This is a genomic window from Pseudoalteromonas sp. GCY (assembly GCF_016695175.1).
Taxonomy (GTDB): domain Bacteria; phylum Pseudomonadota; class Gammaproteobacteria; order Enterobacterales; family Alteromonadaceae; genus Pseudoalteromonas.
Window position 1 is genome coordinate 371880 of record NZ_CP068023.1, and the last position, 17212, is coordinate 389091.

6 protein-coding genes and 3 rRNA genes are annotated in these 17212 nt (G+C 46.0%); 8 read left to right on the forward strand and 1 reads right to left on the reverse strand.

Going from position 1 to position 17212, the window contains the following annotated elements; all coding sequences use genetic code 11:
- The first annotated feature begins 52 nt into the window (after positions 1 to 52).
- From rpoC to rrf, 8 genes are all read left to right on the forward strand, one after another.
- Complete coding sequence (gene rpoC / locus JJQ94_RS06890; RefSeq protein ID WP_010607820.1) at positions 53 to 4234, forward strand: DNA-directed RNA polymerase subunit beta'; 4182 nt, start codon at positions 53 to 55, stop codon at positions 4232 to 4234.
- Between the two features lie 350 nt (positions 4235 to 4584).
- Positions 4585 to 4959 carry a 30S ribosomal protein S12 gene (rpsL, locus tag JJQ94_RS06895; RefSeq protein WP_010367657.1) on the forward strand — a complete coding sequence of 125 codons (375 nt, stop codon included), beginning with the start codon at positions 4585 to 4587 and terminating at the stop codon, positions 4957 to 4959.
- Positions 4960 to 5060: 101 nt separating this feature from the next.
- The gene (rpsG, locus tag JJQ94_RS06900) at positions 5061 to 5531 is read left to right on the forward strand and encodes a 30S ribosomal protein S7 (protein WP_099031881.1); all 471 of its coding nucleotides are present in this window, start codon (positions 5061 to 5063) and stop codon (positions 5529 to 5531) included.
- A 27-nt stretch (positions 5532 to 5558) separates the two neighbouring features.
- Positions 5559 to 7673, forward strand: coding sequence for an elongation factor G (gene fusA, locus JJQ94_RS06905; RefSeq protein ID WP_010607821.1), 2115 nt, complete (start codon positions 5559 to 5561; stop codon positions 7671 to 7673).
- A gap of 57 nt (positions 7674 to 7730) precedes the next feature.
- On the forward strand, positions 7731 to 8915 hold the full coding sequence (gene tuf / locus JJQ94_RS06910) for an elongation factor Tu (RefSeq protein WP_201435444.1): 1185 nt from the start codon (positions 7731 to 7733) through the stop codon (positions 8913 to 8915).
- A 990-nt stretch (positions 8916 to 9905) separates the two neighbouring features.
- Positions 9906 to 11438: ribosomal RNA gene (locus JJQ94_RS06915) — 16S ribosomal RNA — on the forward strand.
- Between the two features lie 267 nt (positions 11439 to 11705).
- A 23S ribosomal RNA gene (locus JJQ94_RS06920) occupies positions 11706 to 14684 on the forward strand.
- A 118-nt stretch (positions 14685 to 14802) separates the two neighbouring features.
- A 5S ribosomal RNA gene (gene rrf / locus JJQ94_RS06925) occupies positions 14803 to 14916 on the forward strand.
- Together the 16S, 23S and 5S rRNA genes form the textbook arrangement of a ribosomal RNA operon.
- A gap of 844 nt (positions 14917 to 15760) precedes the next feature.
- Here rrf and hemN read toward each other — a convergent pair.
- Complete coding sequence (gene hemN, locus JJQ94_RS06930; RefSeq protein ID WP_099029076.1) at positions 15761 to 17131, reverse strand: oxygen-independent coproporphyrinogen III oxidase; 1371 nt, start codon at positions 17129 to 17131, stop codon at positions 15761 to 15763.
- Positions 17132 to 17212: the final 81 nt, after the last annotated feature.

The window sequence follows — 17212 nt, forward strand, 5'->3', positions numbered from 1 at the left end:
TAGGGGCAAGCATGGCTTGCCCTCAAGATTAACCTCCGACAGGAGAGCTAAGGTGAAAGACTTACTTAAGTTTCTGAAGCAACAAAATAAGACCGAAGAATTCGATGCAATTCGCATTGGTCTTGCTTCGCCAGACATGGTGCGTTCATGGTCTTACGGTGAAGTAAAGAAACCTGAGACAATCAACTACCGTACTTTCAAGCCTGAGCGTGATGGCTTATTCTGTGCCCGTATCTTCGGCCCAGTAAAAGATTACGAGTGTTTGTGTGGTAAATACAAGCGCTTGAAGCACCGTGGTGTTATCTGTGAAAAGTGTGGCGTTGAAGTAACGCTAACAAAAGTACGTCGTGACCGTATGGGCCACATCGAGCTGGCTAGCCCAGTTGCGCATATTTGGTTCTTGAAATCACTTCCGTCACGTATCGGCCTAATGCTAGATATGACACTTCGTGATATCGAGCGCGTACTTTATTTCGAATCATTCGTGGTAACTGAGCCAGGTATGACTACGCTTGAGCGCGGTCAACTACTAGGTGAAGAAGAATACCTAGATGCACTTGAAGAGCACGGTGATGAGTTTGAAGCGAAGATGGGTGCAGAAGCTGTACTTGATCTACTTCGTGACCTAGACCTTGGTCAGTTAATCGCTGAAATGCGTGAAGAGTTGCCAACAATCAACTCTGAAACTAAGCGCAAGAAAATCACTAAGCGTCTTAAACTAATGGAAGCGTTCCATCAATCAGGTAACAACCCTGAGTGGATGGTAATGAGCGTGCTACCGGTTCTTCCACCAGATCTACGTCCTCTAGTACCACTAGACGGCGGTCGTTTTGCGACTTCAGATCTGAACGACCTTTACCGTCGTGTGATCAACCGTAACAACCGTTTGAAGCGTCTTCTAGACCTAGCTGCACCAGACATCATCGTACGTAACGAAAAGCGTATGCTTCAAGAAGCGGTTGATGCGCTACTTGATAATGGTCGTCGTGGCCGTGCAATTACGGGTTCTAACAAGCGTCCACTGAAGTCGCTTGCTGACATGATCAAAGGTAAGCAAGGTCGTTTCCGTCAAAACCTTCTAGGTAAGCGTGTTGACTATTCAGGCCGTTCTGTTATCACCGTTGGTCCTACGCTGAAACTACATCAGTGTGGTCTACCTAAGAAGATGGCACTTGAGCTATTCAAGCCATTTATCTACGGTAAACTAGAGCGCCGTGGTATGGCGACAACCATCAAAGCTGCGAAGAAGATGGTTGAGCGTGAAGTACCAGAGGTTTGGGACGTACTAGACGAAGTTATCCGTGAGCACCCGGTTTTACTTAACCGTGCGCCAACACTTCACCGTCTAGGTATCCAAGCATTCGAACCTGTACTTATCGAAGGTAAAGCGATTCACCTGCACCCGTTAGTGTGTGCGGCGTATAACGCTGACTTCGATGGTGACCAAATGGCTGTTCACGTACCACTGACGCTTGAAGCACAGTTGGAAGCGCGTGCATTGATGATGTCTACCAACAACATCCTAGCACCAGCTAACGGTGAGCCAATCATCGTTCCTTCACAGGACGTTGTACTAGGTCTTTACTACATGACTCGCGATCGCATCAACGGTAAAGGTGAAGGTTTAGTATTTAAAGATGCTAAAGAAGCTGAAAAAGCATACCGTGTAGGTGCTGCTGAGCTTCACGCTCGTGTTAAAGTGCGTATCACAGAAGTGACTATCGACGAAGAAACACGTGAGCGCGGCACTTTAACTCACCTAGTAGATACGACAGTAGGTCGTGCAATCCTTTCATTGAATATCCCTGAAGGCTTGCCGTTTGAACTGATCAACAAACCACTAGGTAAGAAACAAATTTCTGGTCTTCTTAACGAGTGTTACCGTCGTCTAGGTCTTAAAGATACTGTTATCTTTGCTGACCAAGTGATGTATACCGGTTTCCACTACGCGATGAAGTCAGGTGTTTCTATCGGTATCAATGACATGGTAATCCCACCAACTAAAGGTGAGATCATCGATCGTGCGGAAGCTGAAGTTGCGGAAATCAACCAACAGTTCCAATCAGGTCTTGTAACTGCCGGTGAGAAATACAACAAAGTTATCGATATCTGGTCACGTGTAAACGAAAACCTTTCTCGCGAGATGATGGCTAACCTTTCAAAAGAAACGGTTATCAACGCTGAAGGCAACGAAGAAGAGCAACCGTCATTTAACTCAGTGTTTATGATGGCAGACTCAGGCGCTCGTGGTAGTGCTGCTCAGATCCGTCAGCTAGCGGGTATGCGTGGTCTAATGGCTCGTCCAGATGGTTCAATCATCGAAACGCCAATCACAGCTAACTTCCGTGAAGGTCTAAACGTACTACAGTACTTTATCTCGACGCACGGTGCGCGTAAGGGTCTAGCGGATACGGCACTTAAGACAGCGAACTCGGGTTACCTAACTCGTCGTCTAGTAGACGTAGCACAAGATTTGGTTATCAATGAATCAGACTGTGGTACCGAAGAAGGTCTAGTAATGAAGCCGCTAATTGAAGGTGGTGATGTTGTAGAGCCGCTTCGTGAGCGCGTACTAGGTCGTGTTGTTGCTGAAGACGTGGTTAAGCCTGGTACAACAGAAGTACTGGTTGAACGCAACGTAATGATTGACGAAAAACTGTGTGACCTTCTAGAAGAGCACTCAGTAGACGAAGTTAAAGTACGTTCTGTAATCACCTGTCAAAACGACTTTGGTGTGTGTGCACACTGTTATGGTCGTGACTTGGCGCGTGGCCACATCATCAACCCTGGTGAAGCAGTTGGTGTAATCGCGGCACAGTCAATCGGTGAGCCGGGTACACAGCTTACGATGCGTACATTCCACATCGGTGGTGCGGCATCACGAGCTTCTGCAGAGAACAGTGTTCAAGTTAAGAACAATGGTAATCTGAAACTTCACAATGCGAAGTTTGTAATCAATGCTGATGGCAAAATCGTTATCACATCTCGTTCAACTGAGATCACGATAATCGATGAGCACGGTCGTGAGAAAGAGCGTTATAAAGTTCCTTACGGTGCAGTATTAACTGTACAAGATGGTGCTGACGTTAAAGGTAACGATATCGTTGCTACTTGGGACCCGCATAGCCACCCAATCATCATTGAACATGAGTCAAAAGTATCGTTCAGCGATATCGATGATTCAAACACTGAAGCACAGACTGATGAGTTAACTGGTCTAACACGTGTGGTTGTTAAGGATCTTGCGAAAGTAAACGCGAAAGAGCCTAAACTAATCATTGAGAACGAAGAACGTGGTCTTCAAGAGATCCGTCTACCTTCATTCACAACGATTGAAATCACAGATGGTGCAACAGTACTACCTGGTTCGGTATTGGCCCGTATTCCACAAGAAGGTTCGAAGACTCGTGACATCACGGGTGGTCTACCTCGAGTTGCTGACCTATTCGAAGCGCGTAAGCCAAAAGATCCTGCAATTCTTGCAGAAATCACAGGTACCGTTAGCTTCGGTAAAGAGACTAAAGGTAAGAAACGTCTTGTGATCACACCGGAAGAGGGTGATGCATACGAAGAGATGATCCCGAAATGGCGTCAGCTTAACGTGTTCGAAGGTGAGCAAGTGGCTAAAGGTGAAGTTATCGCCGATGGTCCAGAGTCTCCGCACGACATCCTACGTCTACGTGGTGTTACTGATGTATCTAACTACATCACTAACGAAGTACAAGAAGTATACCGTCTACAGGGCGTAAAGATTAACGATAAGCACATTGAGACTATCGTTCGTCAGATGCTTCGTAAGTGTATCATCCTTGATGGTGGTGACAGTGAGTTCCTAGTAGGCGAGCAAGCTGAGGTTGCACGTGTAAACATCGCTAACCGTGAACTAGAAATGCAAGGTAAGATCCCAGCTAAGTTTGAAATCCAACTAATGGGTATTACTAAAGCGTCACTTGCGACTGAATCGTTTATTTCTGCGGCATCGTTCCAGGAAACAACACGTGTTCTAACCGAAGCTGCGGTTAACGGTAAGAGCGATGAGCTACGTGGTCTGAAAGAAAACGTAATCGTGGGTCGTTTGATCCCTGCGGGTACAGGTTTCGCATACCATGAAGAACGCATCAACCGTCGTAAGCAAGGTGAAGCAGCTGTTGAAGAGCAAACAGTAAGTGCTGAAGAGGCAACTCAAGCGCTAACAGACGCACTAAACGCTGATTTATTAGGTGGCAACGAGTAATCCTCGCCATTTAGCGAATTAATTGAAAAACCGCTGTGTGAATACAGCGGTTTTTTTATGCCTTTTCAACTCGCTGGTCGAATTGCCATCAAAGCGTCACATCAATATGTATACTGCAACAAAGGTTTTTCAATGCAATCGCTAACTTTTGTTAACTTTCAATAGCTTCGCAGACAAAACCATCCGAATTGCATGCATTTACTTAGCGCTGATGACGACTTTTGGTTGACAGGTTAAACTTTGGTCATTAAAATTCGGCCACCCATTTTAGTCGTTCAAGAAAATTGGATTTGACCTAAATGGTAAGATTTTATTTTTCAGTAGTAATTTATTAATTCAGGAGCTATTTAATGGCAACTATTAACCAGCTAGTGCGTAAGCCACGTCGTAGCAAGGTTACAAAGAGCAACTCTGCTGCTCTTAAAGCTTGTCCACAAAAGCGTGGTGTATGTACTCGTGTATATACAACAACACCTAAGAAACCAAACTCTGCATTACGTAAAGTAGCGCGTGTACGTTTAACTAACGGTTTCGAAGTAACTTCATACATTGGTGGTGAAGGTCACAACCTACAAGAGCACAGTGTAATCCTAATCCGTGGTGGTCGTGTTAAAGACTTACCAGGTGTGCGTTTCCATACTGTTCGTGGTGCACTTGACTGTGCAGGCGTAAACGACCGTAGACAGGCTCGTTCTAAGTACGGTGCAAAACGTCCTAAGGGCTAATGGTTCTCCGTTAGTAAGGCCAAGCACTTAAGTTTTAAATTTTTATATATTGTTTTGGGAATCCGTGTTTAGCACGGACCTGAAGATACCGGAGAAAGAAAATGCCTAGAAGACGCGTAATAGGTCAACGTAAAATTCTTCCAGATCCGAAGTTCGGATCAGAGCTTCTTGCTAAATTCGTTAACGTAGTAATGCTTGACGGCAAGAAATCTACTGCTGAAAAAATCGTATATGGTGCGCTAGACGTGGCTGCTGAAAAATCAGGCAAGTCGCACCTAGAAATCTTTGAAGCTGCACTTGATAACGTTCGCCCACAGGTAGAGGTTAAATCTCGCCGTGTTGGTGGTTCAACGTACCAAGTACCAGTTGAAGTACGTCCAGTGCGTCGTAACGCACTAGGTATGCGTTGGTTGGTTGAAGCTGCACGTAAGCGTGGCGAAAAATCAATGGGTCTTCGTCTTGCTCAAGAGATGATCGACGCTGCTGAAAACAAAGGCACTGCGGTTAAGAAACGTGAAGACGTTCACCGTATGGCTGAAGCGAACAAAGCATTCGCTCACTACCGTTGGTAATCTGCTAACACCCTTTAAGAGGATATTATGGCACGGACAACTCCGATTGAGCGCTACCGTAACATTGGTATATGTGCTCACGTAGATGCGGGTAAAACAACTACGACCGAGCGCGTACTTTTCTATACTGGTCTTTCTCATAAGATTGGTGAGGTACACGACGGTGCCGCAACTATGGACTGGATGGAGCAGGAGCAAGAGCGTGGTATCACGATCACTTCTGCTGCAACGACGTGTTTCTGGAAAGGGATGGATGCTCAGTTTGATGAGCATCGTGTAAACATCATCGATACTCCAGGACACGTAGATTTTACTATCGAAGTAGAGCGTTCATTGCGCGTACTTGATGGTGCTGTTGTTGTGTTATGTGCTTCATCAGGTGTGCAACCGCAAACTGAGACCGTTTGGCGTCAGGCAAACAAATACGAAGTACCACGTATGATTTTCGTCAATAAGATGGATCGTACGGGAGCAAACTTCTTGTCTGTTGTTGAACAAGTTAAAAAACGTCTCGGTGCTACACCTGTGCCTATTCAGCTACCAATTGGTGCTGAAGATGAATTTAAAGGTGTTATTGACCTTATCAAGATGAAAGCGATTAACTGGAATGAAGAAGACCAGGGGATGACTTTCAACTATGAAGAGGTCCCTGCAGATCTTCTCGAGCTTGCTGAAGAATGGCGTTCTCACCTAATTGAGAGCGCTGCAGAAGCTTCTGAAGAGCTAATGGAAAAATATCTTGAAGATGGTGAGTTGAGCGAAGAAGAGATTAAATCAGCCCTTCGCCAACGCACATTGGCCAATGAAATTGTGCCAATGACGACAGGTAGTGCATTCAAAAACAAAGGTGTTCAGGCTGTGCTTGACGCTGTGATTGAATTCATGCCTTCGCCTACTGAAGTAAAAGCTATCCAAGGTGTCTTAGAAGACGAAACCGAAGATACGCGTGAAGCTGACGATAATGCACCGTTTGCGGCGCTTGCATTTAAGATCGCAACCGATCCATTCGTTGGCACACTTACTTTCTTCCGAGTTTACTCTGGTAAAGTTAGCCAAGGTGATTCGGTACTAAATCCTGTTAAAGGTAAAAAAGAGCGTTTTGGACGTATTGTTCAAATGCACTCAAACTCGCGTGAAGAGATTAAAGAAGTTCATGCGGGTGACATCGCGGCTGCTATCGGCCTAAAAGATGTGACTACTGGTGATACACTTTGTGCTCAAGATGCCCCAATTACGTTAGAACGTATGGAGTTCCCTGAGCCTGTAATCTCGGTCGCAGTAGAACCTAAAACAGTAGCTGACCAAGAAAAAATGGGCGTTGCGCTTGGTAAACTTGCAGCAGAAGATCCTTCATTCCGTGTAGAAACGGACGAAGAATCAGGTCAGACGATTATCTCTGGTATGGGTGAGCTTCACTTAGATATCATTGTCGATCGTATGAAGCGTGAGTTTAACGTTGTGTGTAACGTTGGTAAGCCTCAGGTTGCATACCGCGAAACTATCCGAGCTTCTGTTGAAGCTGAAGGTAAGTTTGTGCGTCAATCTGGTGGTCGTGGTCAATATGGTCACGTTTGGTTGAAGCTAGAACCAATGGATGTCTCTGATGATGATGCGCCAATATACGAATTCGTTAACGAAATCGTAGGTGGTACAGTACCAAAAGAGTATATCCCAGCGGTTGATAAAGGTATTCAAGAGCAGATGAAGCAAGGTGTTCTTGCCGGTTATCCGCTATTGGGTGTTAAAGCTACCTTGTTTGATGGCTCGTTCCATGATGTTGACTCAAACGAGATGGCGTTTAAGATCGCAGGTTCGATGGGCTTTAGGAAGGGCGCGCTAGAAGCAAGTCCAGTTCTACTTGAGCCTGTCATGAAAGTAGAAGTAATCACCCCTGAAGAAAACATGGGTGATGTAGTAGGCGACTTAAACCGTCGTCGTGGCATAATTGAAGGCATGGAAGAAGCATTTGGTGGCTCGAAGCAAATTAATGCTCAGGTACCGCTTTCTGAAATGTTTGGTTATGCAACAGACTTACGCTCCGCTACACAAGGGCGCGCATCATACTCTATGGAATTCCTAAAGTATGCTGAAGCGGCTAAAAACGTAGCTGATGCAATAATTGCAGCTCGCGCTGTTAAGTAATTTTAGTTCGGTCCGGTCTTAGGGCTGGACTTTAATTTCTTTATAGGAAATTTGAAAATGGCAAAAGAAAAGTTTGAACGCGTAAAACCGCACGTAAACGTTGGTACTATCGGCCACGTTGACCACGGTAAAACTACACTAACTGCAGCAATCACTAACGTACTTGCAAAAGTATACGGTGGTACAGCAAAAGACTTCGCATCAATCGATAACGCTCCAGAAGAGCGTGAGCGTGGTATCACAATCTCAACTTCACACGTTGAGTATGACACACCAACTCGTCACTATGCACACGTAGACTGTCCAGGACACGCTGACTATGTTAAAAACATGATCACTGGTGCTGCACAGATGGACGGCGCGATCCTAGTAGTTGCTGCTACTGACGGTCCTATGCCTCAAACACGTGAGCACATCCTACTTTCTCGTCAGGTTGGTGTACCTTACATCATCGTATTCATGAACAAATGTGACATGGTTGACGACGAAGAGCTACTAGAGCTAGTAGAGATGGAAGTTCGTGAACTACTTTCTGAGTACGACTTCCCAGGTGATGACCTACCACTAATCCAAGGTTCAGCGCTTAAAGCACTAGAAGGCGAAGAGCAGTGGGAAGCGAAGATCATTGAGCTTGCAGAAGCACTAGATACTTACATCCCAGAGCCAGAGCGTGACATCGATAAGCCATTCATCATGCCTATCGAAGACGTATTCTCAATCCAAGGTCGTGGTACAGTAGTAACAGGCCGTGTTGAAGCTGGTATCATCAACGTGAACGACGAAGTAGAAATCGTAGGTATTAAAGAAACTACGAAGACAACTTGTACGGGTGTTGAGATGTTCCGTAAGCTACTAGACGAAGGTCGTGCGGGTGAGAACATCGGTGCACTACTACGTGGTACTAAGCGTGATGAAGTTGAGCGTGGTCAAGTACTATGTAAGCCTGGTTCAATCAAGCCACACACAAAATTCACTTCAGAAGTATACGTACTTTCGAAAGATGAAGGTGGTCGTCACACTCCTTTCTTCAAAGGTTACCGTCCACAGTTCTACTTCCGTACAACAGACGTAACTGGTGACATCCAGCTACCAGACGGCGTAGAAATGGTAATGCCTGGCGACAACATCAAGATGACTGTTGAGCTAATCGTACCAATCGCGATGGACGAAGGTCTACGTTTCGCTATCCGTGAAGGTGGCCGTACAGTAGGTGCTGGTGTTGTAGCAACAATCGAAGAGTAATCTGTAGATTGTCGTAACACACATAAAAAAGGTCGCTTTGGCGGCCTTTTTTAATGCCTTGTAGCAGCGATTTTATATCGCGACAAATGAAAAGGGTCGTTCTCTGACAGGAGTTCGGCCTTTTTTAATGCTTTGTAGCAGCGATTTTATATCGCGACAAAGGAAAAGGGTCATTCTCCGATAAGGAGTACAGACTTTTTTTATTATTACGCTCTAAAAGATGAACTCTTTGTCGAAGCAGTGACTTTACGTCGCGATTTCAAAGATAGAATTTTTGTGGTGGGAGCGAGTTTACCTCGCGATAAACTCTTTGTCGTAGCAGCGATTTTATATCGCGATCAACAAAAAGAGTCATTCCTAGCAATTCAATAACTATTCTCGAACCTTCTTAAGTGATATCCCCACTTATAGAATAGTGCCTTAATCGTGTTGATAACACGCGGTACTACACATAAACGGTATACACCCCCTCTGTTTTGTACTCTTTTTATACTGTTAAGTGTCAAAAATAAGCGTTTCGCTTCATTTTTGCTCGAACAAACGTTTTTTCGCAATTTTCTTTAAAAAAAGGGTTGCACTAAAATCGGATCGCCCTATAATGCGACCCCACTGACACGGGGCGCTACGCTGAAAAGCAAAGCAGCAACGAGTTGGCGTCAAGTAAAACTTAAATTAGAAGCTTCTTCTAAAGAAATTCAAAATTAAGTGTTGACAAAAAATCGGGAGTGCTTAAAATGCACGTCCCTCGAAACAGCGAAATGTTTCGAAACGTTCTTTAAAAATATGAAGCAATCATCTGTGTGGGCACTCGTACAGATTGAGTTCTAACAGCAGATTCTAGTTCGCTAGATGACGCAAACAAATTTAGAGTCTCAATTGAGCTGAGTGACCAACGGAATAAACATAGTTTATTCAGCACAGTCAATTCGATACCGAAAGGTATCAAAATCAGAATTCAATGAGCACGAAACTTAGGTTTCAAAAAACTTTTAATTGAAGAGTTTGATCATGGCTCAGATTGAACGCTGGCGGCAGGCCTAACACATGCAAGTCGAGCGGTAACATTTCTAGCTTGCTAGAAGATGACGAGCGGCGGACGGGTGAGTAATGCTTGGGAACATGCCTTGAGGTGGGGGACAACCATTGGAAACGATGGCTAATACCGCATAATGTCTACGGACCAAAGGGGGCTTCGGCTCTCGCCTTTAGATTGGCCCAAGTGGGATTAGCTAGTTGGTGAGGTAAAGGCTCACCAAGGCGACGATCCCTAGCTGGTTTGAGAGGATGATCAGCCACACTGGAACTGAGACACGGTCCAGACTCCTACGGGAGGCAGCAGTGGGGAATATTGCACAATGGGCGCAAGCCTGATGCAGCCATGCCGCGTGTGTGAAGAAGGCCTTCGGGTTGTAAAGCACTTTCAGTCAGGAGGAAAGGTTAGTAGTTAATACCTGCTAGCTGTGACGTTACTGACAGAAGAAGCACCGGCTAACTCCGTGCCAGCAGCCGCGGTAATACGGAGGGTGCGAGCGTTAATCGGAATTACTGGGCGTAAAGCGTACGCAGGCGGTTTGTTAAGCGAGATGTGAAAGCCCCGGGCTTAACCTGGGAACTGCATTTCGAACTGGCAAACTAGAGTGTGATAGAGGGTGGTAGAATTTCAGGTGTAGCGGTGAAATGCGTAGAGATCTGAAGGAATACCGATGGCGAAGGCAGCCACCTGGGTCAACACTGACGCTCATGTACGAAAGCGTGGGGAGCAAACAGGATTAGATACCCTGGTAGTCCACGCCGTAAACGATGTCTACTAGGAGCTGGGGTCTTCGGACAACTTTTCCAAAGCTAACGCATTAAGTAGACCGCCTGGGGAGTACGGCCGCAAGGTTAAAACTCAAATGAATTGACGGGGGCCCGCACAAGCGGTGGAGCATGTGGTTTAATTCGATGCAACGCGAAGAACCTTACCTACACTTGACATACAGAGAACTTACCAGAGATGGTTTGGTGCCTTCGGGAGCTCTGATACAGGTGCTGCATGGCTGTCGTCAGCTCGTGTTGTGAGATGTTGGGTTAAGTCCCGCAACGAGCGCAACCCCTATCCTTAGTTGCCAGCGATTCGGTCGGGAACTCTAAGGAGACTGCCGGTGATAAACCGGAGGAAGGTGGGGACGACGTCAAGTCATCATGGCCCTTACGTGTAGGGCTACACACGTGCTACAATGGCAGGTACAGAGAGCAGCGAGCTAGCGATAGTGAGCGAATCCCTTAAAGCCTGTCGTAGTCCGGATTGGAGTCTGCAACTCGACTCCATGAAGTCGGAATCGCTAGTAATCGCAAATCAGAATGTTGCGGTGAATACGTTCCCGGGCCTTGTACACACCGCCCGTCACACCATGGGAGTGGGTTGCTCCAGAAGTGGATAGTCTAACCTTCGGGGGGACGTTCACCACGGAGTGATTCATGACTGGGGTGAAGTCGTAACAAGGTAGCCCTAGGGGAACCTGGGGCTGGATCACCTCCTTATACGATTTAGAACTTATTTGTTCGAAGTGTCCACACAGATGATTGTTGCTTGGCCTGATGGCTAAGTGATATTGCTCTTTAAAAATTTGGAAAAGCTGAAAAATTAAATTCTGATAGATAACGTAAAGTTATTTATCGAGTTTTCGAAAGAAAATGCCGATTAATCATTTGATGATTAATTAGCGTCTACTTTAGTATTCAATATTAACTTCTGGCGAAGTTAAATCAGTCTTTGACAGTACAACTTAAAACTATTTTGGGTTGTATGGTTAAGTGACTAAGCGTACACGGTGGATGCCTTGGCAGTTGGAGGCGATGAAGGACGTACTAACTTGCGATAAGCCTAGTCAAGCCAGTAAGAGGCGCTTGAGACTAGGATTTCCGAATGGGGGAACCCACCTGCTTGCAGGTATCGTTAACTGAATACATAGGTTAACGAGGCGAACGCGGAGAACTGAAACATCTAAGTACCCGTAGGAAAAGAAATCAACCGAGATTCCGAAAGTAGCGGCGAGCGAAATCGGACCAGCCCTTAAGCTTTAGTGTAGTTAGTGGAAGATGTTGGAAAGCATGACGAAACAGGGTGATAGTCCCGTACACAAAAACTTATCTAAAGTGAAATCGAGTAGGTCGGAGCACGTGAAACTTTGACTGAATATGGGGGGACCATCCTCCAAGGCTAAATACTCCCAACTGACCGATAGTGAACCAGTACCGTGAGGGAAAGGCGAAAAGAACCCCTGTGAGGGGAGTGAAATAGAACCTGAAACCGTGTACGTACAAGCAGTAGGAGCCTACTTGTTGGGTGACTGCGTACCTTTTGTATAATGGGTCAGCGACTTATATTCTGTAGCGAGGTTAACCATTTAGGGGAGCCGTAGCGAAAGCGAGTCTTAACTGGGCGCTTAAGTTGCAGGGTATAGACCCGAAACCCGGTGATCTAGCCATGGGCAGGTTGAAGGTTGAGTAACATCAACTGGAGGACCGAACCCACTAACGTTGAAAAGTTAGGGGATGACCTGTGGCTAGGAGTGAAAGGCTAATCAAACCGGGAGATAGCTGGTTCTCCCCGAAATCTATTTAGGTAGAGCCTCGGACGAATACTTACGGGGGTAGAGCACTGTTAAGGCTAGGGGGTCATCCCGACTTACCAACCCTTTGCAAACTCCGAATACCGTAAAGTAATATCCGGGAGACACACGGCGGGTGCTAACGTCCGTCGTGGAGAGGGAAACAACCCAGACCGTCAGCTAAGGTCCCAAAGTGTATGTTAAGTGGGAAACGATGTGGGAAGGCTAAAACAGCTAGGAGGTTGGCTTAGAAGCAGCCACCCTTTAAAGAAAGCGTAATAGCTCACTAGTCGAGTCGGCCTGCGCGGAAGATGTAACGGGGCTAAACATACCACCGAAGCTACGGCTGCGAATATACCACCCAAACTATTTTAAGATTAACGTTGATGCACGAAGTGCCCAACGGTCAAGCGGTCAACACGTTGAGTTGGCAAGAGATAGTTTCGGGGTATATTCGCGGGGTAGGGGAGCGTTCTGTAAGTGGCTGAAGGTGTGCCGGGAGGCATGCTGGACATATCAGAAGTGCGAATGCTGACATGAGTAACGACAAGAGGAGTGAAAAACTCCTCCGCCGGAAGACCAAGGGTTCCTATCCCATGTTAATCAGGGTAGGGTGAGTCGACCCCTAAGGCGAGGCTGAAGAGCGTAGTCGATGGGAAACGGGTTAATATTCCCGTACTCGGTATGAATGCGATGGGGGGACGGAGCAGGCTAGGCAAGCATGGCGTTGGTTGTCCATGTGAAAGGCTGTAGGCTGGTGACTTAGGAAAATCCGGGTTGCCAAGGCTGAGAGTCGAGACGAGCCACTAAGGTGGTGAAGTTGTTGATGCCCTACTTCCAGGAAAAGCCTCTAAGCTTCAGTTCATACTGAATCGTACCCTAAACCGACACAGGTGGTCAGGTAGAGAATACTAAGGCGCTTGAGAGAACTCGGGTGAAGGAACTAGGCAAAATTGTACCGTAACTTCGGGAGAAGGTACGCTCTTGTTTGTGAAGGACTTGCTCTGTAAGCAAACGAGAGCCGCAGTGACCAGGTGGCTGGGACTGTTTATTAAAAACACAGCACTGTGCAAAATCGTAAGATGACGTATACGGTGTGACACCTGCCCGGTGCCGGAAGGTTAATTGATGGGGTTAGCTTAGGCGAAGCTCTTGATCGAAGCCCCGGTAAACGGCGGCCGTAACTATAACGGTCCTAAGGTAGCGAAATTCCTTGTCGGGTAAGTTCCGACCTGCACGAATGGTGTAACCATGGCCACGCTGTCTCCACCCGAGACTCAGTGAAATTGAAATCGCAGTGAAGATGCTGTGTACCCGCGGCTAGACGGAAAGACCCCGTGAACCTTTACTACAGCTTGGCACTGAACATTGACCCTACATGTGTAGGATAGGTGGGAGGCTTTGAAGCAGAGACGCTAGTTTCTGTGGAGCCGACCTTGAAATACCACCCTTGTAGTGTTGATGTTCTAACTTAGGCCCCTGAATCGGGGTTGAGGACAGTGCCTGGTGGGTAGTTTGACTGGGGCGGTCTCCTCCCAAAGAGTAACGGAGGAGCACGAAGGTTTGCTAAGTACGGTCGGACATCGTACGGTTAGTGTAATGGTAGAAGCAAGCTTAACTGCGAGACAGACACGTCGAGCAGGTACGAAAGTAGGTCATAGTGATCCGGTGGTTCTGAATGGAAGGGCCATCGCTCAACGGATAAAAGGTACTCCGGGGATAACAGGCTGATACCGCCCAAGAGTTCATATCGACGGCGGTGTTTGGCACCTCGATGTCGGCTCATCACATCCTGGGGCTGAAGTCGGTCCCAAGGGTATGGCTGTTCGCCATTTAAAGTGGTACGCGAGCTGGGTTTAGAACGTCGTGAGACAGTTCGGTCCCTATCTGCCGTGGGCGTTTGAGAATTGAGAGGGGCTGCTCCTAGTACGAGAGGACCGGAGTGGACGAACCGCTGGTGTTCGGGTTGTGATGCCAATTGCATTGCCCGGTAGCTACGTTCGGAACTGATAACCGCTGAAAGCATCTAAGCGGGAAGCAGGCCTCGAGATGAGTTCTCACTTTGACTTAGAGTCAACTGAAGGGCCGTTGAAGACTACAACGTTGATAGGCGAGATGTGGAAGTGCTGTGAGGCATTAAGCTAACTCGTACTAATTACCCGTGAGGCTTAACCATACAACGCCAAAGTGGTTTATAAGCGACAGAAGTTAATAGACTAAAGTAGACAAAAGAATTTAATAAGCTTTTTCCGGATTTACATTGATGAGGGAGACTTCATTGATGAACAGAATTTCCTGGTGACTATAGCGTTTTGGACCCACCTGACCCCATGCCGAACTCAGAAGTGAAACAAAACAGCGTCGATGATAGTGTGGATTACCCATGTGAAAGTAGAACATCGCCAGGGCCAAATAAGAGAAACCCGTTGCAGCAATGCGACGGGTTTTTTGCTGTTTGTGATTTAAAAACCTCGCGAGGTAAACTCGCTCCCACTCCCACCACAGTATCAGCACAGTACAACACGGTAGGAGATGGTTTACCCGCTGATGGGTTGCAATGAAGTTCCAGCAAAAAAACATGTACATCAAAACCCGTTTCAGCAATGTGATGGTTTTTTTGCTGTTTGGGATATAGAAAATCTCGCGAGGTAAACTCGCTCCCACCACCGTATCAGCATAGTGCAACATGGTGGGAGGCGGTTTATCCGCCGATGGGTTGCAATGAAAGTTTCGGCTCAGAAATAATGTGGAACACCCATGTGCATCAAAACCCGTTTCAACAATACGACGGGTTTTTTGTTGTTTGGGATATAAAAAACCTCGCGAGGTAAACTCGCTCCTACCACAGTATCAGCACAGTGCAACATGGTAGGAGGCGGTTTATCCGCCGATGGGTTGCAATGAAAGTTTCGGCTCAGAAATAATGTGGAACACCCATGTGCATCAAAACCTGTTGCAGCAATGTGATGGTTTTTTTGCTGTTTGGGATATAAAAAACCTCGCGAGGTAAACTCACTCCCACCACAGTATAAGCACAGTGCAATATGGTAGGAGGTGGTTTATCCGCCGATGGGTTGCAATGAAAGTTTCGGCTCAGAAATAATGTGGAACACCCATGTACATCAAAACCCGTTTCAACAATACGACGGGTTTTTTGCTGTTTGGGATATAGAAAATCTCGCGAGGTGAACCCGCTCCCACCATAAACACAGTATTGTGGGAGGTTGTGGTAACTTAGAGAGAGTAAGATGGTTAAATAACGCGAGAGAAGCGGGTGTTTTTGACTTGGTTTTGTAAGTAGGCATCAAAGCACATGCAAATGATGCGAATAAATAAATTACCGCTACTTGTGACTCGGATAGATTGCTCACTTAGTTCTACTAAGCCATCGCGGGCTAGAGGCTCAAGAGCGTTAAGTGTTTGAACGAAATATTCGTCAAAATTTATATCATAGCGTTGCTCGAACACCTTTTTATCTAACTCAAAATGACAAATAAGTTGTTTGATAACAGCCGCGCGTATTTCATCATCACCACTTAAAGTTATCCCTTTAGTGATCGCACATCTTTTATCACTTAAAGCCTGATAATAAGGTTTTAACTCTTTTTCATTTTGCAAAATCATGTGACCAATTTGGGAAATAGACGACACACCAAGACCTAATAGGTCGCACTCGCCATGAGTGGTATAGCCTTGAAAATTACGGTGTAGATGCCCTTCATTTTGTGCCATAGCCAGTTCATCGTCTTTTTTGGCGAAGTGATCCATACCGATGAATTGATACCCAGCGGTGGTCATCTGTTCCAGTGTTTGCTTAAAGATCTCAAGTTTTTCTCCCGCACTTGGCATGTCGGCTTCTTTTAGTTTTCGCTGTGCTGCAAATCTATCCGGAAGATGGGCATAGTTAAATACAGAGACTCTATCGGGAGAAAGTGCGATAAGTTGCCCAATCGTTTGCTTGTAGCTCTCTACCGTTTGAAATGGTAGCCCATAGATCATATCCATATTAATAGATTTAAAACCGAGCGTTCTCGCTTCAGTTAAGATAGCCAGCACTTCGTCTAGATGCTGTGGACGGTTTACCGCAGCTTGTACTTCATCATTAAAATCTTGTACGCCAAAAGACACACGATTAAATCCGAGATCGTGTAGATGGCGCATCATATTTGGTGCAAGTGATCTTGGGTCTATTTCAATACCACGCTGTGCACTCTGAGAGAAATTAAATGCACTATTCAGCATTTCGATTAGACGTGTCATTTGCTCGGTAGTTAAGAAAGTTGGTGTACCACCGCCTAAATGAAGTTGTTCTACACGATACTCAGAAAATAGCGGCGCTTTTGCTGCGATTTCTTGTGCTAAGTAATCTAGGTAAACGTCAGCTTTGGATTGATGACGAGTAATGATTTTATTACAGCCACAGTAGTAGCATAGTTGATGACAAAAAGGGATATGAATATACAGCGAGAGTGAGCGAGATTCAGAGCCAGTAATAGCCGCTTGTAACTCTTTTTGGCTATAACCAGACTCAAGCGATAAGGCCGTTGGATATGAGGTATATCTAGGACCAGATATATTGTACTTGTTGATAAGGGAATCATTCCAAATAGGTAAATTAATCACGATACGCACTCTCGAGTTTTATTAAGAGTGTCAGTGTACTTTTTACCGCCTGGGTTAGATTTGCCTCAGATCAAAACACGC

What these genes read in the sequence shown, in the direction of transcription:
- fusA (WP_010607821.1), top strand. Translation starts at nt 5,559, where the DNA reads ATGGCACGGACAACTCCGATTGAGCGCTACCGTAACATTGGTATATGT.
- tuf (WP_201435444.1), top strand. Translation starts at nt 7,731, where the DNA reads ATGGCAAAAGAAAAGTTTGAACGCGTAAAACCGCACGTAAACGTTGGT.
- rpsL (WP_010367657.1), top strand. Translation starts at nt 4,585, where the DNA reads ATGGCAACTATTAACCAGCTAGTGCGTAAGCCACGTCGTAGCAAGGTT.
- rpsG (WP_099031881.1), top strand. Translation starts at nt 5,061, where the DNA reads ATGCCTAGAAGACGCGTAATAGGTCAACGTAAAATTCTTCCAGATCCG.